This is a genomic window from Streptomyces sp. LN549 (assembly GCF_043203805.1).
GTDB lineage: Bacteria > Actinomycetota > Actinomycetes > Streptomycetales > Streptomycetaceae > Streptomyces.
Genome location: NZ_JAZHRI010000002.1, coordinates 1,391,181 through 1,414,415, shown reverse-complemented (window position 1 = coordinate 1,414,415; position 23,235 = coordinate 1,391,181). Strand labels below are relative to the sequence as shown.

Below are 23,235 nucleotides of genomic sequence, written 5' to 3'. Positions count from 1 at the left end.
TCGGCTAAGGCTGACCAGGACTTTTAGTCCGTTCTCGCTGACTCCGGCGGCCTTGGCCGCTAGTCTCCGTCGAGAGCCAACGAGCACAGGTTGTTCGCGGCTCACCAGGTGAGGGGCGATCCCGCAGCCTCACCGGTCCGTATCCGACAGATCGACATCCGAGGTGACGTAGGCGTGGCTCTTCCGCCCCTTACCCCTGAACAGCGCGCAGCCGCGCTCGAAAAGGCCGCCGCGGCTCGCCGGGAGCGGGCCGAGGTCAAGAATCGACTCAAGCACTCCGGCGCCTCCCTCCATGAGGTCATCAAGTCGGGCCAGGAGAACGACGTCATCGGCAAGATGAAGGTCTCCGCCCTGCTGGAGTCCCTGCCCGGCGTGGGCAAGGTCCGCGCCAAGCAGATCATGGAGCGGCTCGGCATCTCCGAGAGCCGCCGGGTCCGGGGTCTCGGCTCCAACCAGATCGCATCCCTGGAGCGTGAGTTCGGCGGCAGCGCCGCCTGACGTTCTCAGGCACTCCTGAGAACCTGGATAATCGCTCCATGGTTGCAACATCCCGGGGGACGTCCCCCGTACCCCCGGACGTACGTCCGCGGCTGACCGTGCTCTCCGGCCCCTCGGGGGTCGGCAAGAGCACGGTCGTCGCGCATATGCGCAAGGTCCACCCCGAGGTATGGCTCTCGGTGTCGGCGACGACCCGCAAGCCCCGCCCCGGCGAACGCAACGGCGTTCACTACTTCTTCGTGGACAACGAGGAGTTCGACAAGCTGATCGCCAACGGCGAGCTGCTGGAGTGGGCCGAGTTCGCCGGCAACCGCTACGGCACGCCGCGCCGCGCCGTGCAGGAGCGGCTGGAGGCCGGTGAGCCGGTGCTGCTGGAGATCGACCTCCAGGGTGCCCGGCTGGTCCGGCAGTCCATGGCGGACGCCCAGCTGGTCTTCCTCGCCCCGCCGAGCTGGGACGAGCTGGTGCGCCGGCTCACCGGCCGCGGTACCGAGGCGCCCGAGGTGATCGAGCGCCGTCTCGGCGCGGCGAAGGTCGAACTGGCCGCCGAATCCGAGTTCGATACGACGCTTGTCAACACCTCCGTCGAGGATGTGGCGCGTGAGCTGCTAGCCTTGATGCTGGAGGCTTCCGGCCACCGTGCCGGCGGTGAATGAGCACAATGACCGCACCGACACGGGGGCACCGGCCACAAAGCCCCTGACTGTCAAAGATTTCTTTGATCTTCACCCCCTTCGGAAGGCAGAGAGTGTCCTCTTCCATCACCACGCCCGAGGGCATCATCAACCCGCCGATTGATGAGCTCCTCGAAGCAACCGACTCGAAGTACAGCCTCGTGATCTACGCCGCCAAGCGCGCGCGTCAGATCAACGCGTACTACTCGCAGCTCGGTGAGGGACTCCTCGAGTACGTCGGTCCGCTCGTCGACACCCACGTCCACGAGAAGCCGCTCTCGATCGCGCTCCGCGAGATCAACGCGGGCCTGCTCACCTCCGAGGCCATCGAGGGCCCCGCGCAGTAAGCAGGAAGAACGCACCTTCACCACAGGCCCGGCGGTCGTGACCGCCGGGCCTGTGGTGTGTCCCGGGGCGAGGAGTCCGCGCCCGCGGCGGTGAGGCAGCATGGGTGACGTACGGAGGGCGTACGTATCCGAGTGCGGGGAGACGCAGTGGACAAGCCGAAGGTCGTTCTGGGGGTCAGCGGGGGCATCGCCGCGTACAAGGCGTGCGAGCTGCTGCGCCGGCTGACCGAGTCCGGACATGACGTACGGGTCGTCCCGACCGAGTCGTCGCTCCACTTCGTGGGCGCAGCCACCTGGTCGGCGCTCTCCGGCCATCCGGTCTCCACTGAGGTCTGGGACGACGTCCATGAGGTCCCGCACGTGCGGATCGGCCAGCACGCCGACCTCGTCGTCGTCGCCCCCGCCACTGCCGACATGCTCGCCAAGGCGGCCCACGGCCTGGCCGACGACCTGCTCACCAACACCCTGCTGACCGCCCGCTGTCCGGTCGTCTTCGCGCCCGCCATGCACACCGAGATGTGGGAGCACCCGGCCACCCAGGAGAACGTCGCCACCCTGCGCCGCCGGGGCGCCGTCGTCATCGAGCCCGCCGTCGGGCGCCTCACCGGCGTCGACACAGGCAAGGGCCGGCTGCCGGACCCGGGGGAGATCTTCGAGGTCTGCCGCCGCGTCCTGGCCCGCGGTCCCGTCGCCCCCGACCTCGCCGGCCGGCACGTGGTGATCAGCGCGGGCGGCACCCGTGAGCCGCTCGACCCGGTCCGCTACCTCGGCAACCGTTCCTCAGGCAAGCAGGGGTACGCACTCGCCCGCACCGCCGTCGCCCGCGGCGCCCGGGTCACGCTCGTCGAGGCCAACACCGGTCTGCCCGACCCGTCCGGCGCCGACATCGTCCGCGTCGGCACCGCCAAGCAGCTGCGCGAGGCCGTACTGAAGGCGGCGGCGGACGCCGACGTCGTGGTGATGGCGGCGGCCGTCGCCGACTTCCGCCCGGCTCAGTACGTGACGGGGAAGATCAAGAAGAAGGACGGCCAGGAGCCCGCCCCCCTCGCCCTCGTGCGCAATCCCGACATCCTCGCCGAGGTGGCGGCCGACCGCGCCGCACCGGGGCAGATCGTCGTCGGGTTCGCCGCCGAGACCGACGACGTCCTCGCCAACGGCCGGGAGAAGCTGCGCCGAAAGGGCTGCGACCTGCTGGTGGTCAACGAGGTGGGGGAGCGCAAGACCTTCGGCTCGGAGGAGAACGAGGCCGTGGTGCTCGCGACCGACGGGAGCGAGACCCCGGTGCCCTACGGACCCAAGGAAGCACTCGCCGACACGGTCTGGGATCTCGTGTCGGCGCGTCTCGGGTGAATTTCCCGTGCCGCCGCCCCGATGGGCCGATCCCTTGCAATACGGGCACGAACGGCCCTCCGTGGCGGCCCTCGGGCAGCGCCGGGCGGCGGTGCCGCATGTCACAGATCTCCCAAAGGGCGAGACATGTTGTCCGACAGCCGGAGCCGACCGATAAACTGGTCGCGGTTCGTACCGGGCGCAGCTCCCGGGCCGACCGCCAATGATCAGCCAGCAGCCGCTGCAACCCCAGGGAGCGATGTGTCCCGCCGTCTCTTCACCTCGGAGTCAGTCACCGAGGGTCACCCCGACAAGATCGCTGACCAGATCAGCGACACCATTCTCGATGCACTTCTGCGCGAGGACCCGACGTCGCGCGTCGCCGTCGAGACCTTGATCACCACCGGTCTGGTGCATGTTGCGGGTGAGGTCACGACCAAGGCCTACGCCGACATCCCGACACTGGTCCGCAACCGGATCCTGGAGATCGGCTACGACTCCTCGAAGAAGGGCTTCGACGGCGCCTCCTGCGGCGTCTCGGTGTCCATCGGCGCGCAGTCGCCCGACATCGCACAGGGCGTCGACACCGCGTACGAGAAGCGGGTCGAAGGCGACGAGGACGAGCTCGACAAGCAGGGCGCCGGCGACCAGGGCCTCATGTTCGGCTACGCCTGCGACGAGACGCCCGAGCTCATGCCGCTGCCGATCCACCTCGCGCACCGGCTCTCGCGCCGGCTGTCCGAGGTCCGCAAGAACGGGACGATCCCGTACCTGCGCCCCGACGGCAAGACCCAGGTCACCATCGAGTACGACGGTGACAAGGCCGTCCGTCTCGACACGGTCGTCGTCTCCTCGCAGCACGCGAGCGACATCGACCTCGACTCGCTGCTCGCTCCGGACATCCGCGAGTTCGTCGTCGAGCACGTCCTCAACCAGCTCATCGAGGACGGCATCAAGCTCGACACCGACGGCTACCGCCTGCTGGTCAACCCGACCGGTCGTTTCGAGATCGGCGGCCCGATGGGCGACGCCGGCCTGACCGGTCGCAAGATCATCATCGACACCTACGGCGGCATGGCCCGTCACGGCGGCGGCGCCTTCTCGGGCAAGGACCCGTCGAAGGTGGACCGCTCGGCCGCGTACGCGATGCGCTGGGTCGCCAAGAACGTCGTCGCGGCGGGCCTCGCCGCCCGGTGCGAGGTGCAGGTCGCATACGCGATCGGCAAGGCCGAGCCGGTCGGGCTCTTCGTCGAGACCTTCGGCACCGCCTCGATCGAGACCGAGAAGATCGAGCACGCCATCGGCGAGGTCTTCGACCTCCGCCCGGCCGCGATCATCCGCGACCTCGACCTGCTGCGCCCGATCTACGCCCAGACCGCCGCGTACGGGCACTTCGGCCGCGAGCTCCCCGACTTCACCTGGGAGCGCACCGACCGCGTGGACGCGCTGCGCAAGGCCGCAGGCCTGTAGGCCTGCCGGCCGCCCCTCCCGGGGCGTCGCACGTACGCCGGAGCCCGGATGCCTTCACGGTGTCCGGGCTCCCGCGCGTCCGTGTCCGGTCAGGGCCGCCCGAGCCGGCCCGTCCGTGCGGCCCCGGGTGATCGGCGGCCTCGGCTGTCAGTGGCGTCTGGTAGGAATTTGGCTGTGAGCAGCGACGACAAGCGGTCCGACGAGCCCGATGCCGGGGCACCGGAGCAGCTTGCGCTGATCCGGGAGACCGTGCGCCAGGCCAAGGTGCCGCGCGCCAAACCGCGGACCTGGCGCGGGGCCGCCCTCGCCAAGGAGCTGCCCGTCGCGCGCGTGCTGGTCAACAAGGGCGCGCTCCACCTCGACCAGTACTTCGACTACGCCGTGCCCGAGGAGCTCGACGCCGAGGCACAGCCCGGCGTGCGGGTCCGGGTGCGATTCGGTGCCGGGGGGCGCAATGTCCGGGGAGGGCGCCGCGAGGGTGGCGGGCTCATCGACGGATACCTGGTCGAGCGGCTGGCCGAGTCCGACTACGGCGGGGCGCTGGCCGCGCTCGCCTCCGTCGTCTCGCCCGAACCGGTCCTCGGCCCGGAGCTGCTCGCACTCGCGCGGGCCGTCGCCGACCGGTACGCGGGCAGCCTCGCCGATGTCCTCCAGCTCGCGGTGCCGCCGCGGAACGCCCGGGCCGAGGCCAAGCCGTCGCCGGAGCCGCTGCAGCCGCCCCCGCCGCCGCCGCCCGGTACCTGGCAGCGGTACGCGCAGGGCCCCGCCTTCCTGTCCGCGCTGGCCGACGGGGGAGCGCCCCGTGCGGTGTGGACCGCGCTCCCGGGACCGCACTGGCCCCAGGAGATCGCCGCTGCCGTCGCCGCGACCCTCGCGTCGGGACGCGGCGCGCTGGTCGTCGTTCCCGACGGGCGGACCGCGGGGCGCGTCGACGCGGCCCTGACCGGATTGCTCGGCGAGGGCCGCCACGCAACTCTGACGGCCGGTTCGGGGCCCGAAAAGCGTTACCGGGAGTGGCTTGCGGTGAGCCGCGGATCCGTCCGGGCGGTCGTCGGGACCCGGGCCGCGATGTTCGCCCCCGTCGCCGACCTCGGCCTGGTCGCGATCTGGGACGACGGGGACTCCAGCCACAGCGATGACAACGCCCCCTTCCCGCACGTCCGCGAGGTCCTGGAGCTACGGGCCGCGCACGGCCGGTGCGCCTTCCTGCTCGGCGGGACGAGCTGCACCGTGGACGCCGCGCAGCTGGTCGAGAGCGGCTGGGCGCTGCCGCTGCGCGCGGACCGGGAACAGCTGCGGATCGCGGCGCCCCTGGTCCGCACCGTCGGCGACGGCGAACTCGCGCGGGACGGCGCCGCCCGGACCGCCCGGCTGCCGAGCCTGGCCTGGCAGACGGTGCGTGACGGGCTGCGCACGGGACCGGTGCTCGTGCAGGTGCCGCGCCGTGGCTACGCCCCCCGGCTGGCCTGCGAACGCTGCCGGGAGCCCGCGCGGTGCCGGCACTGTGCCGGACCGCTGGAGGCGCCCGACCAGCAGGATCTGAACTGCGCCTGGTGCGGGAAGGCCGAGACGTCCTGGCACTGCGTCGCCTGCGGCTCCCGTCGGCTGCGAGCCCGGATCGTCGGCGCCCGCCGGACCGCGGAGGAGCTCGGCCGGGCCTTTCCCGCCGTGCCGGTACGCACCTCCGGCCGTGACCACATCCTGGACTCGGTTCCCGACCAGCCCGCGCTGGTGGTCAGCACACCTGGCGCCGAGCCGGTAGCCGAGGGCGGGTACGCGGCGGCGTTGCTGCTGGACGGCTGGGCGATGGTCGGCCGGCCCGACCTGCGGGCCGGTGAGGAGGCGTTGCGCCGCTGGACGGCCGCCGCAGCGCTGGTACGGGGGCAGCCGGAGGGCGGAACGGTGGTGATCGTCGCCGAGCCGACGCTGCGGCCCGTGCAGGCGCTGGTGCGCTGGGACCCGGTCGGACACGCTCGGCGTGAACTCGCGGAACGGGCCGAGCTGGGCTTTCCGCCGGTGTCCCGGATGGCCTCGGTGACCGGGACGCCGGAGGCGCTCGCCGCGTTCCTGGCCGCCGCGGAGCTGCCGCCGGACGCCCAGGTGCTCGGTCCGGTGCCGGTACCGGGCGGTGAGCCCGGACGGCCCCGCCGCTCCTTGGACGCGCCCGTGGGCGAGGCCTGGGAGCGGACCCTGGTCAGGGTGCCACCGGGCAGCGGGGCGGCGCTGGCGGCCGCGCTGAAGGGGGCGCAGGCGGCACGGATGTCCCGTGGGGGCGGCGGGGGTGGCGCCGGCGGTGCGGTGCGGATCAGGGTGGACCCGCCGGACATCGGGTGACGGAGCCGCTGCGGTCGCCTTGCTCGGGGCGGACGCAATCGCCCGGGCGGCGCTTGGCCGTGCCCTGCGGGACGGTCCGACCGCGGACGCCGCCGTGCCTGCCCCGGCGTGCCGGAGCACTGCAGGACAGGCACAGGTCGTGCCGTCAGCCGTTGCGCGGTCCCGGGAAGGCGCCCGGGCGCAGCTCCTCGCGCAGCGGGGGGCGGTCAGCGGACGGCTGCGGCGGCATCGAGCGCGCCGCCGGGACGGAGGGCAGCGCGCCTGCGGGGGACGCCGGGACCGCCGGCACCGGACGCTGCGCCATGTCCTCGGCCGCGCTCTCGGCCGCGCTCTCGGCCGGCACCGGCTGAGGAGCGGCGCGCCGTGCGCCGTAGCGGCGGTGGACCGCCTGCTTGGTGACTCCGAGTGCGGAGCCCACCGCGTCCCAGGAGAAGCCCAGCGAACGGTCGAAGTCCACTGCCGCCGTGACCAGGGTCTCGACGCTGTCCCGCAGTTCCTGGGCCAGCCTGACGGTGGGGGCCGGGGCCCTGCCGTAGACGACGAAGCCCGCGGAGGGGCCGGAGCGGCGCGGACGGTAGACGTTGCCCAGCTGCGCGGTGAGTGTGCGCAATGCGTCCACCTGCCGCCGGACCCGCTCGATGTCCCGCACCAGAAGATGCAGGCTGGCCCGCGCTTGGGCGTCGTGGGTTGCGTGGTCGGCCATGAAGAAGCCTCTCGAACCGGCGTTGAAAGGGATCGGGCCGCACCAGGGCGGCTCGCTTCGGTCAATCTCTCTTGACCAACGCCTCACCGGTGGATCTGGTCACGCTCCGGGGGCGTATACGCATATGTGAGGGGCGCGCAACCGTGCGTACGCCCCCCAGCGCCCTCCCGGCCTCCGGGCCCATAGACTTATGCGTTGCTCGTCACCGTAACGTTTCGGCCTGAGAGGCAGTCAGCCACCCATGAAGCTCGTCTTCGCAGGCACCCCCGAGGTAGCCGTACCCGCACTGGACGCCCTGATCGCCTCCGGTCGCCATGAGGTGGCCGCCGTCGTGACCAGGCCCGACGCGCCCGCTGGGCGCGGTCGCCGGCTGGTGGCCAGTCCCGTCGCCGAGCGGGCGGAGGAGGCCGGTATCGAGGTGCTCAAGCCGGCCAGGCCACGCGACGAGGACTTCCTGGCGCGGCTCCGGGAGATCGCGCCGGACTGCTGTCCCGTCGTCGCCTACGGGGCGCTGCTGCCCAAGACCGCGCTCGACATCCCGGCCCGCGGCTGGGTCAACCTCCACTTCTCGCTGCTGCCCGCCTGGCGCGGCGCCGCGCCCGTCCAGCACGCCGTCATGGCGGGCGACGAGGTGACCGGGGCCTCCACCTTCCTCATCGAGGAGGGGCTCGACTCCGGACCGGTCTTCGGCGTCCTCACCGAAGAGGTGCGGCCCACCGACACCAGCGGCGATCTGCTGACCCGGCTGGCCTTCGCCGGCGCCGGACTGCTCGCCGCGACGATGGACGGCATCGAGGAAGGCACCCTGCACGCCGTGCCGCAGCCCGCCGAGGGCATCACCCTTGCACCGAAACTCACCGTCGAGGACGCCCAGGTCCAGTGGTCGGCGCCCGCCCTGCGCGTCGACCGGGTGGTCCGCGGCTGCACCCCGGCCCCCGGCGCCTGGACCCTCTTCCGCGGGGAGCGCCTCAAGCTGATCCAGGCCGTGCCCGTCGTGGACCGGGCCGATCTGGCGCCCGGGGAGCTGTCCGCGGCCAAGAACAACGTGTACGTGGGCACCGGATCGCACGCGATCGAGCTGCTCTGGGTCCAGCCGCAGGGCAAGAAGCCGATGCGCGCCGCGGACTGGGCGCGCGGGGTGCGCATCGTCCCGGGCGAGCTCGTGGGGATCTGAGGGCTGTCCCGTAGGGCGAGAGGCCCTTGGGCCACTCGTGGACCGGCGGGCCGGGGCGGGGACGTACGCTGGGAGGGTTCGCCCTCTCACCATCAGCGGAGCACCTTTCACGTGAACGACCAGCCGCGTCGCCGTCCCGCCAAGCCGCACCGCCGCCCGCAGAAGGACCCGGTCCGGTTCCTCGCCTTCGAGGCCCTCAGGGCCGTCGACGAACGCGACGCGTACGCCAACCTGGTTCTGCCCCCGCTGCTGAAGAAGGCCCGGGCCAAGGGCGAATTCGACAACCGGGACGCGGCGCTGGCGACCGAGCTGGTCTACGGGACGCTGCGCCGCCAGGGCACGTACGACGCGATCGTCGCCGCCTGCATCGACCGGCCGCTGGTCGAGGTCGACCCGCCGGTGCTGGACGTACTGAACATGGGCGTGCACCAGCTGCTCGGCACCCGCATCCCGACCCACGCCGCGGTCTCCGCGAGCGTGGAGCTGGCCCGGGTGGTGCTGGGGGAGGGGCGCGCCAAGTTCGTCAACGCCGTGCTGCGCAAGGTGTCCGCCGACGACCTCGACGGCTGGGTGGCGCGGGTCGCCCCCTCGTACGAGGACGACGCCGAGGACCACCTGGCGGTCGTGCACTCGCATCCGCGGTGGGTCGTCTCGGCTCTCTGGGACGCGCTGGGCGGCGGCCGCGCGGGCATCGAGGACCTCCTCGAAGCCGACAACGAGCGGCCCGAGGTGACCCTGGTCGCCCGCCCCGGGCGCTCCACCACCGATGAACTGCTCGACGCGCTCGGCGAGGAGAACGGCCTCCCGGGCCGATGGTCCCCCTACGCCGTGCGGATGGCCGAGGGCGGCGAGCCCGGCGCCCTGAGCGCCGTGCAGGAGGGCCGGGCCGGTGTCCAGGACGAGGGCAGCCAGCTCGTCGCCGCCGCCCTCGCCAACGCCCCGCTGGAGGGCAGCGACACCCGCTGGCTCGACGGCTGCGCCGGCCCCGGCGGCAAGGCCGCACTGCTGGCAGCCCTCGCCGCCGGCCGCGGCGCCGCACTGCTGGCCGCCGAGAAGCAGCCCCACCGGGCCCGCCTCGTCGAGCGCTCGCTGGCCGGCAACCCCGGCCCGTACCAGGTGATCACCGCCGACGGCACCCGCCCGCCGTGGCTGCCCGACACCTTCGACCGGATCCTGATGGACGTCCCGTGCTCGGGCCTCGGTGCGCTGCGCCGCCGTCCGGAGGCCCGCTGGCGCCGTCGCAAGGAGGACCTGGAGAGCTTCGCGCCCCTCCAGCGGGGACTGCTGCGCGAGGCGCTGAAAGCCGTACGGGTCGGCGGCGTCGTCGGATACGCGACGTGCTCGCCGCACCTGGCGGAGACCCGGGTGGTCGTCGAGGACGTGCTCAAGGGCCGCGGCGGCGCACCCGTCGAGGCCGAGTGGGTGGACGCCCGCCCGCTGATGCCCGGAGTGCCCGCACTGGGCGACGGACCGGACGTCCAGCTCTGGCCGCATCTGCACGGCACCGACGCGATGTATCTGGCCCTGCTGCGGCGAACCGCCTGATCGCCCCGGGAGATGTCAGCGTCTCGGCATGAATGACCTTTTCTCATTGTCTGTGGCCCACGTCCGGCTCATGGGCCACAGCAGTGAGACGAACGGGTGTCCGTCGGTTCGCGCGTGGCTGTGAACCTTCACGTCCGCCTTCGACGTCGCCGCCCGTCCCCACCCATCAATCCGTAGATCACTTCACATCATTACCGGGAGAACCCGTGACCGTGAGCAAGAACATCAACAACCCCGTGGGCATGGGCGGCGGCCAGCGCAAGAGGCTGTCCCGCGCCGAACGGCAGAACAACGGTCCGCACCGCAACCTCGACCGGCAGGGTGCAGCCGACCAGAAGGCGGAGCTGGTGCGCAAGATGCGCGAGAAGGCAGCCGCCGCCGAGGGCGCCGGGCAGGCGGGCGACGACACCGCACAGAGCTGACGCACCGCCGCCGCAGGGCGGCGCACGGGGCAGGGCCAGGACCGCGACGCGCGGTCCTGGCCCTGCTGCCGTACGAACAGGGAATTCCGCATTGGAACCCACGAGGGACTCGGGCCGGGGGTGAAAGGTCGGGAATGCGCGAACTGTAATGATCCCGTGAGGCTTTGGAGCGCACCGAAGCGGGGAAGTGCCCCAGGACGTGGCAGGCTTGGCCCCATGGCCCAGATCAACCCCAGTATTCTCTCCGCCGACTTCGCACGTCTCGCCGAGGAGGCGCAGGCCGTCGACGGCGCCGACTGGCTCCATGTCGATGTCATGGACAACCACTTCGTGCCCAATCTGACACTCGGCGTCCCGATCGTGGAATCGCTCAGCAGGGCCACCAGCACGCCGCTGGACTGCCATCTGATGATCGAGGACGCGGACCGCTGGGCCCCGCAGTACGTCGAGGCGGGGGCGGGATCCGTCACCTTCCACGCGGAGGCCGCGGCGGCCCCCGTCCGGCTGGCGCGGGAGATCCGGGCCAAGGGCGCCCGCGCGTCCATGGCGCTCAAGCCGGCGACGCCCATCGAGCCGTACGAGGACCTGCTCCCCGAGCTCGACATGCTGCTGATCATGACGGTGGAGCCGGGCTTCGGGGGCCAGTCCTTCCTGGACATCATGCTGCCGAAGATCCGCCGCACCCGTGAGCTGATCTCCAGGCACGGACTCGAACTGTGGCTCCAGGTCGACGGCGGCGTCTCCGAGTCCACGATCGAGCGGTGCGCGGAGGCGGGGGCGGACGTCTTCGTCGCCGGTTCCGCCGTGTACGGCGCCAAGGACCCGGCCGAAGCCGTCCGTGCCCTGCGCGCCAAGGCCGACGGGGCCATCGCCTCGGCGGGGTGGGCGTGCGGCCACTGACGCCGATGACGGCGCAGACACCCGCTCCGGCCCCCGATTGCAGGGCGGCCAGGCCAAGTGCAGATGAACGCGGTCCGACGGGACCGATCAAGGATCGCCGTATCTGACAGGATGAACGGCGTATCGAGAGCGTGAACAGCAGTGAGGAGAACGCGGTGTCTGCAATGTCGGCGGGCCGGTCCGCCCTGCGGATGGGGCCCGCGGAGCTGGTGCAGGCGGCGGCCATGGCCCGCCGCTTCTACCTCGAGGGCAAATCCAAGATCCAGATCGCCGAGGAGTTCGGCGTCAGCCGCTTCAAGGTGGCCCGGGTCCTGGAGACGGCCCTGGAACGTGACCTCGTACGGATCGAGATCCGGGTCCCCGCGGAGCTGGACGCCGAGCGCTCCGACGCGCTCCGCGCCCGCTACGGGCTGCGCCACGCGGTCGTGGTCGAATCCCCGGCGGAGGAGCAGGACGACGCGGCCGACCCCGAGAACCTGGGCGAGGTCGCGGCCGACCTGCTCGGCGAACTGGTGAACGAGGGCGATGTGCTCGGGCTCGCCTGGGGACGCTCCACGATCCACATGGCGGCGGCCCTCGACCGGCTGCCACCGTGCACGGTCGTGCAGCTCACCGGGGTGTACGACGCGGGAACGGCCGAGCGCGGCTCGGTCGAGGCCGTCCGGCGGGCCGCGCAGGTGTCCGGCGGCGAGGCCCACCCGATCTATGCGCCGATGCTGCTCCCCGACCCGGCGACGGCCGCCGCGCTGCGCCACCAGACGGGCATCGCGCGCGCCTTCGAGTACTTCGACAAGGTGACCGTCGCTGCCGTCTCCATCGGCTCCTGGGAGCCCGGGATCTCCACCGTCCACGACATGCTCTCCGATGAGGAGCGCGAGCACTACGCCTCACTCGGCGTCGCCGCCGAGATGTCGGCGCATCTCTTCGACGCGGACGGGCGGCGGGTCGGCCGCGACCTCGGCGAGCGCTGCATCACGGTCGAGGCGGACCGGCTGCGCCGGATCCCCGAGGTGGTGGCGATCGCCGGAGGCCAGCGCAAGGCCGCGGCGATCGGAGCGGTGCTGCGGTCCGGTCTCGTCACCAGCCTGGTGACCGACACGGCGGCGGCGGACTACCTGCTGACGGACTCGGCCGCGCCGCGCCGCCCCGCACTGGAGCGGGCCGACCCGGACGGGGACTGACCCGGAACGTAGCGGAAGGGGGCGGGCGGTGACGACACCGCCCGCCCCCTTCCGGCTGCTTCGCCATGCCCGGTCATTCCTGCCGGACGCCCAGGACGCTCGCCTCCAGATACTGCTCGGGCTCCTTGTACTGGCTGACGTCGGCCGGGTTGTAGCGCGGCGTCTGCCGGGACCAGTCGAGGTTCCCGCGCATCCAGCTCCGCATCCCGTCCAGATACGGCTCCAGCATCCAGCTGAGCTGCGGGTACGCGGCCAGCAGCTCGGCCTCCGCGGTCAGGAAGCGCTCGGTCTCCGTGGCGATCTGCGCACAGACGTGTTCCAGCGCCTGCTGCTTGCCGAAGCCGCGGTGGTGCCGGACGAGGTGGACGAGGTTGTGGATCTCGCCGAGCACCTGTTCCTTCTCGTACGAGTAGACGTCGTTGGCCCAGCACACGACGTTGCACGAGGCTTCGAGCGCGGTGATGAAGCGCCGGTCGTTGTGGATCGACTCGGGCGCCTCGATGCCGGCCACGATTTCTATCAGGTCCATGCAGACGTGTATCGCGCCCGTGTGGCGGCGCTTCTCGATGTACGTCGCCTCGGACGGGACCACGCCGTCCGCGCGGTTCCCGGCCTCCCAGGTGGTGGCCGTCGTGAGATAGGTGATCAGGTGCCAGGTGAAGCGCCGCCGCCAGTGCGCCGCGGCGGCCGGCGTCGTGCGTTGCCACAGGTCGGTGAGGGCGACGACCGCGGCCGGCAGTCGCTCGTTGGCCAGGGTGCCCGTGCCGGTGCCCTCGACCACGGACTGCATGAGCGCGACGACGTCCCGTACACGGTCCGGGCTGCGGCCCAGGTGTCCGTCGTCCAGTTGGTCGTCGACGAGAAACAGCCAGACGAACCAGTCGGCGACGAGGTCCAGATTCTTGCTGTCGGCGGTCGGGTAGACCATGCCGACGAAGGCTCCGAAGTCCGCCTGCTCGAAGCGGTCTCTGGCTGAATCCCGGTGCACCAGGCCGGTGTTGCGGGTCCAGCTGTCGAGATGGTCCCGTACGTGTCCGACGTGCGGGTTCGTCCGCTGGGGGAACGGGCAGTAGATGTCCGGAAGTTCGCTCTCCACGGGCGGGTCGTCATCCTCTCCGGTCGTACGTGTGGCGGGAGTTGTGACGCCTCCGCCTGATGCTCCGGGGTGTTGGGTGACCCGCGGGACCTGCGCGTTTGAAGCTACCTGACCCCCAGTCACCAGGTCCAGGGATGATGATCACGAATGATTCGCAGGCCTCTCGGGTAGGGTCTGCGGGCAAGGCAGGTTCCACTTGCCCGGGACTCCCGATCCTGTTCCTTGGAGGAATATACGAAGGCGGGAGTCATTTGCTGTGTCTTCGTGGACGCGACCTGCATCATTTCGTATGAAAAAATGAGTGTTATGCGTTTTCTTGAGCCCGGCACTGGTCGATACACAGAGTCCCCCTCGGTCCCGTACGACCTCACGTACGACGATGTCTTCATGGTTCCGGGCAGGTCGGCGGTCGGATCCCGCCAGGGGGTCGACCTGTCCTCGCCCGACGGCACCGGCACCACCATCCCGCTCGTCGTCGCGAACATGACGGCCATCGCGGGCCGCCGGATGGCCGAAACCATCGCCCGTCGCGGTGGGCTCGTCGTCATCCCGCAGGACATCCCGATCGAGGTCGTCACCGAGGTCATCAGCTGGGTGAAAACGCGCCACCTCGTGCTCGACACCCCCATCGTGCTGGCCCCCGGCCAGACGGTTGCCGATGCCCTGTCCCTGCTGCCCAAGCGCGCCCACGGCGCCGGGGTCGTCGTCGACGGCGAGCAGCGGCCCGTCGGCGTGGTCACCGACCACGACCTGACCGGGGTCGACCGCTTCACCCAGCTCTCCGAGGTCATGTCGAAGGACCTGGTGCTGCTGGACGCGGACATCGACCCGCGCGACGCCTTCAACAAGCTCGACGGCGCCAACCGCAAGCTCGCCCCCGCAGTGGACGCGGACGGCCGGCTCGTCGGCATCCTCACCCGTAAGGCCGCACTGCGCGCCACTCTCTACACGCCCGCCACCGACGCTGCGGGCAGGCTGCGGATCGCGGCCGCCGTGGGGATCAACGGCGATGTCGCGGGCAAGGCCAAGCAGCTCCTCGACGCCGGCGCCGACACCCTCGTCGTCGACACCGCGCACGGCCACCAGGAATCCATGATCAGTGCGGTGCGAGCCGTCCGGGCGCTGGACCCGCAGGTGCCGATCGTCGCCGGAAACATCGTCGCCGCCGAGGGTGTGCGCGACCTCATCGAGGCCGGCGCCGACATCATCAAGGTCGGCGTCGGACCCGGCGCCATGTGCACCACCCGGATGATGACCGGCGTGGGACGGCCCCAGTTCTCCGCCGTCCTGGAGTGCGCCGCGGAGGCGAGGAAGTACGGCAAGCACGTCTGGGCCGACGGCGGTGTCCGGCACCCGCGCGACGTGGCCATGGCGCTCGCCGCCGGCGCCTCCAACGTGATGATCGGCTCCTGGTTCGCCGGGACGTACGAGTCCCCGGGCGACCTTCAGCAGTCCGCCGACGGCCGCTTCTACAAGGAGTCCTTCGGCATGGCGTCCGCGCGCGCCGTGAAGAACCGCACCTCCGACGAGTCGGCGTACGACCGGGCCCGCAAGGCGCTCTTCGAGGAGGGCATCTCCACCTCGCGGATGTTCCTGGACCCGTCCCGTCCCGGCGTCGAGGACCTGGTCGACTCGATCATCGCGGGCGTCCGTTCCTCCTGCACCTACGCCGGTGCGGGTTCTCTCGCGGAGTTCGCCGAGAAGGCGGTCGTCGGCGTCCAGAGTGCCGCCGGCTATGCGGAGGGCAAGCCGCTGCACGCCAGCTGGAGCTGACCGACGCACCTCGTACCGACCGTGCCCCTTCCGGCTGTTCACGCCGGGAGGGGCACCGGTGTTTTCCGGGCGCTCACCGGGGCGGTACATGGCCGAAAGCGGTGGTCGGGCGGGGCTGAGACGCATACCAACTCAGTTGAAAAATAAGTAATATGAATCTCAATCAGCTGCCCGCCACTCTGCGGTAAGGGATCTCATGTCCTTCTTCACTGACCTGGCCCATCAGTACATCGACGGAGAGTGGAGGCCGGGCAAGGGGTCCTGGGACATCATCGACTTCAACCCGTTCGACGGGGAGAAGCTGGCCTCCATCACGGTCGCCACGGCCGATGAGGTGGACCAGGCATACCGCGCGGCCGAGGCCGCTCAGCAGGCGTGGGCCGACACCAACCCGTACGCCCGGCGAGCGGTGCTGGAGAAGGCCCTGCGGGTCGTCGAGGAGCGCGAGGACGAGATCGGTGACGCGATCGTCGCCGAGCTCGGCGGCACCCGGCTGAAGGCTGCCTTCGAGCTGCACCTGGCCAAGGAGTTCCTCCGCGAGGCGATACAGCTGGCGCTGCGTTCCACCGGGCAGATCCTCCCTTCGCCGACGCCCGGCAAGGAGAACCGGGTCTACCGGGTGCCGGTCGGCGTGGTCGGGGTCATCAGCCCCTTCAACTTCCCCTTCCTGCTGTCCCTGAAGTCCGTGGCGCCGGCCCTGGCGCTGGGCAACGCCGTGGTGCTCAAGCCGCACCAGAACACCCCGGTCTGCGGTGGCACCCTGGTGGCCAAGGTGTTCGAGGACGCCGGGCTGCCGGCCGGTCTGCTGAACGTCGTCGTCACCGACATCGCGGAGATCGGTGACGCGCTGCTGGAGCATCCCATACCGCAGGTCATCTCCTTCACCGGCTCCGACAAGGTCGGGCGGCACGTCGCGACGGTGTGCGCGGCGAACCTCAAGCGCTCCGTGCTCGAGCTCGGCGGCAACAGCGCACTGATCGTGCTCGACGACGCCGATGTGGACTACGCCGTCGACGCGGCGGTCTTCAGCCGGTACGTGCACCAGGGGCAGGTCTGCATGGCCGCCAACCGCATCCTCGTCGACCGCGCGGTGGAGCAGGAGTTCACCGAGAAGTTCGTCGCGAAGGTCGCCTCCCTGCGCGTCGGCGACCCGGCCGACCCGGCGACCCAGATCGGCCCGCTGATCAACTCGACCCAGGCCGAGGCCATCGCCACGCTCGTCGACCAGACCGTCGAGGCCGGCGCGACGGCGCTGCTGCACGGACGAGCCGACGGGAACGTCGTCAGCCCCTCCGTCCTCACCGGCCTGGCGCCCGATTCTCCCGTGCTGTCCCAGGAGATCTTCGGCCCGGTCGCGCTCCTCGTGCCGTTCGACGGCGAGGACGAGGCGGTCCGGATCGCCAACGACACCCCGTACGGGCTGAGCGGCGCCGTGCACACCGGCAACATCGAGCGTGGTGTCCGGGTCGGGCAGCGCATCCGCACCGGCATGATCCACATCAACGACGGCACGGTCCACGACGAGCCCATCGTCCCCTTCGGCGGCGAGAAGAACTCCGGGCTCGGGCGGCTGAACGGCGACTCGATGCTGGAGGCCTTCACCACCCAGAAGTGGATCTCCGTGCAGCACGGGCGCTCGCAGTTCCCCTTCTGATTCCCTTCTGATCCTCTGCTCCCTTCTGATCCCCTTCCGACCCGGCGCCACCTGCGATGAGCGCGCCCTGCCGGGCGGGCCCATGGTCTACTTCCGGGGGCGGCACCGCCGCCCCCGGAACAGCCGTGCCCCGGCCGCGCCAAGGCCCTCGCCATCGCAGAGAAGTGACCCGTACGACGTGCGACTGAACGACCTCGACGAACGCATCGTCCACGCCCTCGCCGAAGATGCCCGCCGCTCCTACGCCGACATCGGCTCGATCATCGGGCTGTCCGCACCGGCGGTGAAACGCCGGGTGGACCGGCTGCGCGCCGAGGGGGCGATCACGGGGTTCACGGTCCGGGTGGATCCGGCGGCGCTCGGCTGGGAGACCGAGGGGTACATCGAGATCTACTGCAGCCGCAACACCTCACCGGAGTCGATCAAACAGGGTCTTGCCCGCTACCCGGAGGTCGCCTCGGCGTCCACGGTCACCGGGGACGCCGACGCGCTCGTCCAGGTGTTCGCCGCGGACATGCGCCACTTCGAGCAGGTGCTGGAACGGATCGCGGGCGAGCCGTACGTCGAGCGGACGAAGTCCGTGCTGGTGCTCTCCCCGCTGCTGCGGCGGTACTCGTCGGGTTCGCCGGGGTAGCGGTGCGGCCTCGATGACGCGGGTCGTGCAGGCCCGCCGGTGACGAGAGGCGGCCGGTCCTCCGGCAGCGGTTCCGTCCTCGAACGCGGGACGGGCTGGATCCCGAACCCGGGACGCAATGAATCGCCGCCCACCCCAGATCCCGCGCAACGGATCGGCGGTCGGTGCGCAACGGTCGCGCCTTGTCCGGGGGAACCGCGGAACGTACCGTCGATACGTCCCCGCCCACCCGCATCGTTCGAGGTCAGCCATGCCGCCGTTGCGCACCGCCCTGCTCCAGAGCTCCGGAACTCCGGGCTCGGTGGCCGGCAACCTCGACCTGCTCGACGACGCCGCGCGACGGGCCGCCGCCGGCGGTGCCCGGCTGCTGGTCTGCCCCGAGATGTTCCTGACCGGGTACGCGATCGGCGACGACGTGCCCCGGCTGGCCGAGGCCGCCGACGGGCCCGCCGCCCGGGCCGTCGCCGAAATCGCCGTCCGGCACGGCATCGGCGTCCACTACGGCTACCCGGAGCGCGAAGGCGACGCCCTGTACAACGCCGCGCAGCTCATCGGACCCGAGGGGACCGCGCTCGCCAACTACCGCAAGACCCACCTCTTCGGCGACTTCGAGGAGCGGTGGTTCACCCCCGGCGACCGGCCGGTCGTCCAGGCCGAGCTCGACGGCATCCGTATCGGCCTGTTGATCTGCTACGACGTCGAGTTCCCGGAGAACGTACGGGCGCACGCACTCGCCGGTACCGATCTCCTGCTGGTGCCCACCGCGCTGATGCACCCCTTCCCGTTCGTCGCGGAGTCCCTCGTACCGGTCCGCGCCTTCGAGAACCAGCTGTACGTCGCCTATGCCAACAGGACCGGCACGGAGGGCCCCTTCGAATTCGTCGGCCTGAGCGCCCTCGCCGGTCCCGACGGCACGGTCCGCACCCGTGCGGGACGCGGTGAGGAGCTCGTCGTCGGTGACGTCGACCCCAGCTTGCTGACCGCCTCCCGGGCCGGTAACCCCTATCTCCGCGACCGCCGCCCCGGTCTGTACGGCTCCCTCGTCTGAGTACGCCGCGCCCCCTTCACCCACCCGTACCCGCAAGGAGTCCGTACCCCATGACGTCCACGGTGCCCCCGGCCGTCCCGCACACCGACGCAGCCCCGCCGATCACCATGTTCGGGCCGGACTTCCCCTACGCGTACGACGACTTCCTCGCGCACCCCGCCGGCATCGGTCAGATACCGGCGACCGAGCACGGCAGCGAGGTCGCCGTCATCGGCGGCGGGCTCTCCGGCATCGTCACCGCCTACGAGCTGATGAAGATGGGCCTCAGGCCCGTCGTCTACGAGGCGGACCGCATCGGTGGACGGCTGCGCACCGTCGAGTTCGACGGCTGCACCACGGACGGCGAGCCGCTCACCGCCGAGATGGGGGCGATGCGCTTCCCGCCGTCCTCGACCGCCCTCCAGCACTACATCGACCTGGTCGGCCTGGAGACGAAGCCGTTCCCCAACCCGCTCTCCCCGGTCACCCCGTCGACCGTCGTCGACCTGAAGGGCGAGTCGCACTACGCCGAGACCGTCGACGACCTCCCGCAGGTCTACCGCGATGTGATGGACGCCTGGAACGCCTGCCTGGAGGAGGGCGCCGACTTCTCCGACATGAACCGGGCGATGCGCGAGCGCGACGTGCCGCGGATCCGGGAGATCTGGGCCCGCCTCGTCGAGAAGCTCGACAACCAGACCTTCTACGGCTTCCTCTGCGACTCCGACGCCTTCAAGTCCTTCCGCCACCGCGAGATCTTCGGCCAGGTCGGCTTCGGTACCGGCGGCTGGGACACCGACTTCCCCAACTCCATCCTGGAGATCCTCCGCGTCGTCTACAGCGAGGCGGACGACCACCACCGTTCCATCGTCGGCGGCAGCCAGCAGCTCCCGCTGCGCCTGTGGGAACGCGAACCGCAGAAGATCGTGCACTGGCCGCTCGGCACCTCGCTGGCCTCGCTGCACGGAGGCGAGCCGCGTCCCGCGGTGACACGGCTGAACCGCACCGCCGGGAACCGGGTCACCGTCACCGACGCCACCGGCGACATCCGCACCTTCCGGGCGGCCGTCTTCACCGGACAGTCCTGGCTGCTACTCTCCAAGATCGCCTGCGACGACGCGCTCTTCCCGATCGATCACTGGACGGCGATGGAGCGCACCCACTACATGGAGTCGTCCAAGCTGTTCGTCCCCGTCGACCGGCCGTTCTGGCTGGACAAGGACGAGGTGACCGGGCGCGACGCCATGTCGATGACGCTCACCGACCGGATGACGCGGGGCACGTACCTCCTCGACGACGGCCCGGACAAGCCGGCCAGCATCTGCCTCTCGTACACCTGGTGCGACGACAGTCTGAAGTGGCTGCCGCTCTCGGCTACCGAGCGCATGGACGTCATGCTGAAGTCGCTCGGCGAGATCTATCCGAACGTGGACATCCGCAAGCACATCACCGGCAACCCGGTGACCGTCTCCTGGGAGAACGAGCCCTACTTCATGGGCGCGTTCAAGGCCAACCTGCCCGGCCACTACCGCTACCAGCGACGGCTGTTCACCCACTTCATGCAGGACCGGCTGCCCGCCGACAAGCGGGGCCTGTTCCTGGCGGGCGACGACATCTCCTGGACGGCCGGCTGGGCCGAGGGGGCCGTGCAGACCGCGCTGAACGCCGTCTGGGGTGTGATGACCCAGTTCGGCGGTGCGACCGACGGCACCAACCCCGGCCCCGGCGACGTCTTCGACGAGATCGCCCCGGTCGAACTCCCGGAGGACTGAGGCCCTTCACGGCCGGGTGTGGGCTGCCTCCGCATCGCAGGCCTGTTTCCCCGGCAGTCGTAGGTCTGCCGGGGAAACAGGCACCGCGTCCGCGGTCCGCCACCGACCGGTCAGGCGGGCACCACGTGGAAGAAGTGCGTGGGCAGCTGGACGGCAACGGATTCGTACACCTGCGCACAGACTGCCGTGCCCGGCTGCTCGAAGGTCCCCTCCGGCGGCTCCGCCACCTTGATCACCGACTGGCCGGATTCGAGCAGCCTCGCGGCCATCGCGAAGTCCCCCACCAGCGCGCAGCCGGGCGCCACATGGCGGTGCCGGCTGATCTTCACCTCCTCACGGGTGAGGTCGCCCAGCAGGCTGCCCGCGCCCACCAGCTCGGCGTAGTAGTCGCGGGAGTTCACCATCAGGGCGCGGCCGGTGCCGCCGGCCTGCTCTATCTCGTTGAATGCGGCGAGCACCCCGTCGATGTAGGAACCCTGGTACGGCAGCCGCGCCACATCAGGGTGCCGGAGCACGTCGAGGGTGAGCGCCCGGTTCTCCGCGGTGCCGAGCCGCACCATGAGCCGACGGTCGATGAACGAGGCCAGGCCCTCCGGTTCGTCGGCGAGGCCGTCGGGGATCTGCACCCAGGCGGTGATCGGCGCGACGTCGTACTCGGCCAGCGAGAAGCGGAAGGACGCCTCCCGCAGCCGTCCCTCCGGGCTCGCCCCGCCGTCGGGGTTTCCGGTGCCGGTCGGTCGGGTCTCGTGCCAGGAGCGCACGGTCTGCGTTTCGGCCCGCTGGGTGCGGAAGAGGTTACGTGCCGTCAGCCGTTGACCCTGCTTCCCCGTTTCGAACACGTCGGTGAGCGTGAAGGGGAAGTGCACCTCGGCCTTCTCGGCGTCGGCGAGGTAGGCGGCGGCGAACTGCTCGCCCGGGGTGGACGGTGTGCTGCTCGTCATGGACTCTCCTTGTTCCTGGCTCAGCAGGCGTGCGCGATGAGCCGCTCGTAGTACGGGAGGTGGTGCTGGTAGAAGCCGCGCAGCTGAGTGTCGTTCTCGACCGTGACCGCGTATTCGCGCTCCGGGGCGCTGAAGGCCGAGCTGGCGCTCGCGTCCCGGTGCCAACGCTCGTTCTGCCGCCATTCGGCGCGCTCGCCCGGCTGCCAGGTCAACGCCTCGGGCAGGTAGGGCAGGCCGACACGCTCGCAGTACGCGGCGACCACGGCGGGCGGGTCGGCCAGCAGGCGCTCGGCCGAGATGACGACGGGGCGCTTGCCGGTCACCTTCCAGGCCAGCTCGAAGAGCGCGTACTGGTGTTCGTAGCCGATCTCGTGGCAGGCCAGTTCGGGCTTGACCGCGTAGTGGGAGGCGATCGTCCTGGCGGGTTCGCGGACGATGAAGGTGTGGGTGAAGGAGGCGATCCGCTCCGGGTGGTCGAAGAGGTACTGGTGGTGGTACTCCAGCGTGTCCTTGAAGAAGACCGGCTTCCGGGTGCCCAGTTCCGTCAGCTGGGACAGGAGCTCGGCGGGCGTGCGGACCGTGACCGTACGCTCCTGCGCGTCATCGGCCACGTCCCCGCCGTCGACGGCGGGGACGGTGACCTGGCCGTGGTCGGTGAGCAGCACCAGCGGCTCGTGCACGACCGTGACGTCGCCGCGCTCGACCATCATGCGCAGAAACGCTGTGGAGACCGAACGAGGATGGGCCCACAGGGCGATGACGGTCACATCGACCACGCTGTGGGCTGTCGGTCCCAGCGGTGGCCGCGCACTTCGTCCAGCAGCGCCGGGTCGAGCGCGGCCCCGGAGACCGCCAGGTTGGCGCGTACGTGCTCGGGCCTGCGCATGCCCGGGATGACCGTGCTCACGGCGGGATGGTGCAGGATGAAGCGGAGGTTGAGCTCCGGCAGCGACATGCCCTCGGGCAGTACCTTCTTCAGCCGTTCGGCACGCTCCACCGTCGGGCCGAGGTTCTCCGGGCCGAAGTAGACGGCACGCCAGTCGTCCTCGGGGAAGACGGTGTCGCGGGTGAGGGTGCCGGTGAGGCCGCCCTCGTCGAAGGGGACGCGGGCGATGATGCCGATGCCGTCGCTCAGGGCGCGGGCGAACAGTTCGTCCTCCGGCGCCTGGTCGAAGATGTTGTAGATCACCTGGATGACATCGACCAGGCCGGTGTCCAGGGCCCGCAGGCAGTTGACAGGTTCCCAGCGGTTGACGCTGATGCCGAAGCCGTCGATCACACCCTCCGCCTTGAGATCGGCGACCGCCTGCTGCCAGCTCTCCTGGCCGCTCCAGCGGTCCTCCCAGACATGGAACTGGAGCAGGTCGATCCGGTCGGTCCCGAAGTTCTCCAAGCTGCGGTGGACGTACTCGCGGATGTGGCTGCGGGGATAGACGTCGTCGAGCGTGTCGTCCGGGCCGGGTGGCCATTCCCGATTCAGCGGCGGGATCTTGGTCGCCACCCGCAGCCGGTCCCTGCCGGTGCGGTCGGCATGCCGCCGGAGCAGGGCGCCCAGCATCTGTTCGCTGACGCCCCGGCCGTAGGCCCAGGCGGTGTCGAAGAACGTGCAGCCGTTCTCGACCGCGAGATCCAGGCAGTCCGGGGCCACGTCGTAGTCCCAGCCGGTGAATCCTCCGGGGCCTCCGCCGATACCCCACATGCCGTAGCCGATCTCACTGACCTGCCAGCCCAGTCGTCCCATGGTGCGGTAGTGCACGGTCG

21 protein-coding genes are annotated in these 23,235 nt (G+C 70.9%); 16 read left to right on the top strand and 5 right to left on the bottom strand.

From position 1 onward, the window contains the following. The first annotated feature begins 174 nt into the window (after positions 1–174). The 6 genes from SH922_RS06260 (at position 175) to SH922_RS06235 (ending at position 6,652) form a co-directional block, all read left to right on the top strand. The gene (locus tag SH922_RS06260) at positions 175–498 is read left to right on the top strand and encodes an integration host factor (protein ID WP_018524251.1); all 324 of its coding nucleotides are present in this window, start codon (positions 175–177) and stop codon (positions 496–498) included. Between the two features lie 38 nt (positions 499–536). Next, a complete protein-coding gene (gmk, locus tag SH922_RS06255; protein WP_148016321.1) occupies positions 537–1,154 on the top strand; it encodes a guanylate kinase in 618 nt (205 codons plus the stop codon). Positions 1,155–1,246: 92 nt separating this feature from the next. Beyond that, positions 1,247–1,519, top strand: a complete 273-nt coding sequence (gene rpoZ, locus SH922_RS06250; protein ID WP_003970369.1) for a DNA-directed RNA polymerase subunit omega — start codon at positions 1,247–1,249, stop codon at positions 1,517–1,519. A gap of 147 nt (positions 1,520–1,666) precedes the next feature. Further along, entirely contained in the window at positions 1,667–2,869 is a 1,203-nt protein-coding gene (gene coaBC / locus SH922_RS06245; protein ID WP_393055623.1) for a bifunctional phosphopantothenoylcysteine decarboxylase/phosphopantothenate--cysteine ligase CoaBC, read from the top strand. A gap of 240 nt (positions 2,870–3,109) precedes the next feature. Continuing rightward, positions 3,110–4,318 (top strand): methionine adenosyltransferase, encoded by a 1,209-nt coding sequence (gene metK, locus SH922_RS06240; protein WP_393055619.1) that lies wholly within the window; start codon positions 3,110–3,112, stop codon positions 4,316–4,318. Positions 4,319–4,492: 174 nt separating this feature from the next. Further along, a complete protein-coding gene (locus SH922_RS06235; protein WP_393055616.1) occupies positions 4,493–6,652 on the top strand; it encodes a primosomal protein N' in 2,160 nt (719 codons plus the stop codon). A gap of 145 nt (positions 6,653–6,797) precedes the next feature. Here SH922_RS06235 and SH922_RS06230 read toward each other — a convergent pair whose 3' ends face one another. Beyond that, the gene (locus tag SH922_RS06230; protein WP_393055613.1) at positions 6,798–7,355 is read right to left on the bottom strand and encodes a hypothetical protein; all 558 of its coding nucleotides are present in this window, start codon (positions 7,353–7,355) and stop codon (positions 6,798–6,800) included. A gap of 241 nt (positions 7,356–7,596) precedes the next feature. On the opposite strand from SH922_RS06230, the gene fmt reads away from it, so the two are divergent. The 5 genes from fmt (at position 7,597) to SH922_RS06205 (ending at position 12,577) form a co-directional block, all read left to right on the top strand. Then, positions 7,597–8,529: a methionyl-tRNA formyltransferase gene (gene fmt, locus SH922_RS06225; RefSeq protein ID WP_393055610.1), complete on the top strand. Its 933-nt coding sequence runs from the start codon at positions 7,597–7,599 to the stop codon at positions 8,527–8,529. A gap of 111 nt (positions 8,530–8,640) precedes the next feature. Then, on the top strand, positions 8,641–10,074 hold the full coding sequence (locus SH922_RS06220) for an RsmB/NOP family class I SAM-dependent RNA methyltransferase (protein ID WP_393055607.1): 1,434 nt from the start codon (positions 8,641–8,643) through the stop codon (positions 10,072–10,074). A gap of 206 nt (positions 10,075–10,280) precedes the next feature. Continuing rightward, positions 10,281–10,496, top strand: coding sequence for a DUF6243 family protein (locus SH922_RS06215; protein ID WP_393055604.1), 216 nt, complete (start codon positions 10,281–10,283; stop codon positions 10,494–10,496). Between the two features lie 216 nt (positions 10,497–10,712). Continuing rightward, entirely contained in the window at positions 10,713–11,396 is a 684-nt protein-coding gene (gene rpe / locus SH922_RS06210) for a ribulose-phosphate 3-epimerase (RefSeq protein ID WP_393055601.1), read from the top strand. A gap of 164 nt (positions 11,397–11,560) precedes the next feature. After that, on the top strand, positions 11,561–12,577 hold the full coding sequence (locus SH922_RS06205) for a sugar-binding transcriptional regulator (protein WP_393063475.1): 1,017 nt from the start codon (positions 11,561–11,563) through the stop codon (positions 12,575–12,577). 73 nt (positions 12,578–12,650) lie between these two features. Here SH922_RS06205 and SH922_RS06200 read toward each other — a convergent pair whose 3' ends face one another. Continuing rightward, a complete protein-coding gene (locus SH922_RS06200) occupies positions 12,651–13,673 on the bottom strand; it encodes a terpene cyclase (RefSeq protein WP_393055598.1) in 1,023 nt (340 codons plus the stop codon). Between the two features lie 306 nt (positions 13,674–13,979). On the opposite strand from SH922_RS06200, the gene SH922_RS06195 reads away from it, so the two are divergent. The 5 genes from SH922_RS06195 to SH922_RS06175 all read left to right on the top strand — a co-directional run bounded on the left by SH922_RS06195 (position 13,980) and on the right by SH922_RS06175 (position 20,533). Next, positions 13,980–15,446 (top strand): GuaB1 family IMP dehydrogenase-related protein, encoded by a 1,467-nt coding sequence (locus tag SH922_RS06195; RefSeq protein ID WP_393055595.1) that lies wholly within the window; start codon positions 13,980–13,982, stop codon positions 15,444–15,446. Between the two features lie 196 nt (positions 15,447–15,642). Continuing rightward, positions 15,643–17,100: an aldehyde dehydrogenase family protein gene (locus SH922_RS06190; RefSeq protein ID WP_393055591.1), complete on the top strand. Its 1,458-nt coding sequence runs from the start codon at positions 15,643–15,645 to the stop codon at positions 17,098–17,100. Positions 17,101–17,278: 178 nt separating this feature from the next. Continuing rightward, positions 17,279–17,734, top strand: coding sequence for an Lrp/AsnC family transcriptional regulator (locus SH922_RS06185; RefSeq protein ID WP_018103925.1), 456 nt, complete (start codon positions 17,279–17,281; stop codon positions 17,732–17,734). A gap of 250 nt (positions 17,735–17,984) precedes the next feature. Then, positions 17,985–18,782 (top strand): carbon-nitrogen hydrolase family protein, encoded by a 798-nt coding sequence (locus tag SH922_RS06180; RefSeq protein WP_393055587.1) that lies wholly within the window; start codon positions 17,985–17,987, stop codon positions 18,780–18,782. Between the two features lie 50 nt (positions 18,783–18,832). Next, positions 18,833–20,533: a flavin monoamine oxidase family protein gene (locus tag SH922_RS06175; RefSeq protein WP_393055584.1), complete on the top strand. Its 1,701-nt coding sequence runs from the start codon at positions 18,833–18,835 to the stop codon at positions 20,531–20,533. 110 nt (positions 20,534–20,643) lie between these two features. Here the strand turns inward: SH922_RS06175 and SH922_RS06170 are convergent, their stop codons facing one another. The 3 genes from SH922_RS06170 to SH922_RS06160 are packed head-to-tail and all read right to left on the bottom strand — an operon-like array spanning position 20,644 to position 23,230. Then, the gene (locus SH922_RS06170) at positions 20,644–21,474 is read right to left on the bottom strand and encodes a family 3 encapsulin nanocompartment shell protein (RefSeq protein ID WP_393055580.1); all 831 of its coding nucleotides are present in this window, start codon (positions 21,472–21,474) and stop codon (positions 20,644–20,646) included. A 20-nt stretch (positions 21,475–21,494) separates the two neighbouring features. Further along, entirely contained in the window at positions 21,495–22,250 is a 756-nt protein-coding gene (locus SH922_RS06165) for a sulfotransferase family protein (protein ID WP_393055577.1), read from the bottom strand. Further along, the gene (locus SH922_RS06160) at positions 22,238–23,230 is read right to left on the bottom strand and encodes an aldo/keto reductase (RefSeq protein WP_393055574.1); all 993 of its coding nucleotides are present in this window, start codon (positions 23,228–23,230) and stop codon (positions 22,238–22,240) included. Before SH922_RS06160 ends, SH922_RS06165 begins: the two co-directional genes overlap by 13 nt. Positions 23,231–23,235 lie beyond the last annotated feature (5 nt).

Bases quoted from the DNA above. Each gene is read 5' to 3' on its own strand.
- SH922_RS06190 (WP_393055591.1), top strand. From the start codon at position 15,643: ATGTCCTTCTTCACTGACCTGGCCCATCAGTACATCGACGGAGAGTGG.
- SH922_RS06180 (WP_393055587.1), top strand. From the start codon at position 17,985: ATGCCGCCGTTGCGCACCGCCCTGCTCCAGAGCTCCGGAACTCCGGGC.
- gmk (WP_148016321.1), top strand. From the start codon at position 537: ATGGTTGCAACATCCCGGGGGACGTCCCCCGTACCCCCGGACGTACGT.
- SH922_RS06170 (WP_393055580.1), bottom strand. From the start codon at position 21,474: ATGACGAGCAGCACACCGTCCACCCCGGGCGAGCAGTTCGCCGCCGCC.
- rpe (WP_393055601.1), top strand. From the start codon at position 10,713: ATGGCCCAGATCAACCCCAGTATTCTCTCCGCCGACTTCGCACGTCTC.
- SH922_RS06205 (WP_393063475.1), top strand. From the start codon at position 11,561: ATGTCGGCGGGCCGGTCCGCCCTGCGGATGGGGCCCGCGGAGCTGGTG.
- SH922_RS06195 (WP_393055595.1), top strand. From the start codon at position 13,980: ATGCGTTTTCTTGAGCCCGGCACTGGTCGATACACAGAGTCCCCCTCG.
- SH922_RS06175 (WP_393055584.1), top strand. From the start codon at position 18,833: ATGACGTCCACGGTGCCCCCGGCCGTCCCGCACACCGACGCAGCCCCG.
- fmt (WP_393055610.1), top strand. From the start codon at position 7,597: ATGAAGCTCGTCTTCGCAGGCACCCCCGAGGTAGCCGTACCCGCACTG.
- SH922_RS06230 (WP_393055613.1), bottom strand. From the start codon at position 7,355: ATGGCCGACCACGCAACCCACGACGCCCAAGCGCGGGCCAGCCTGCAT.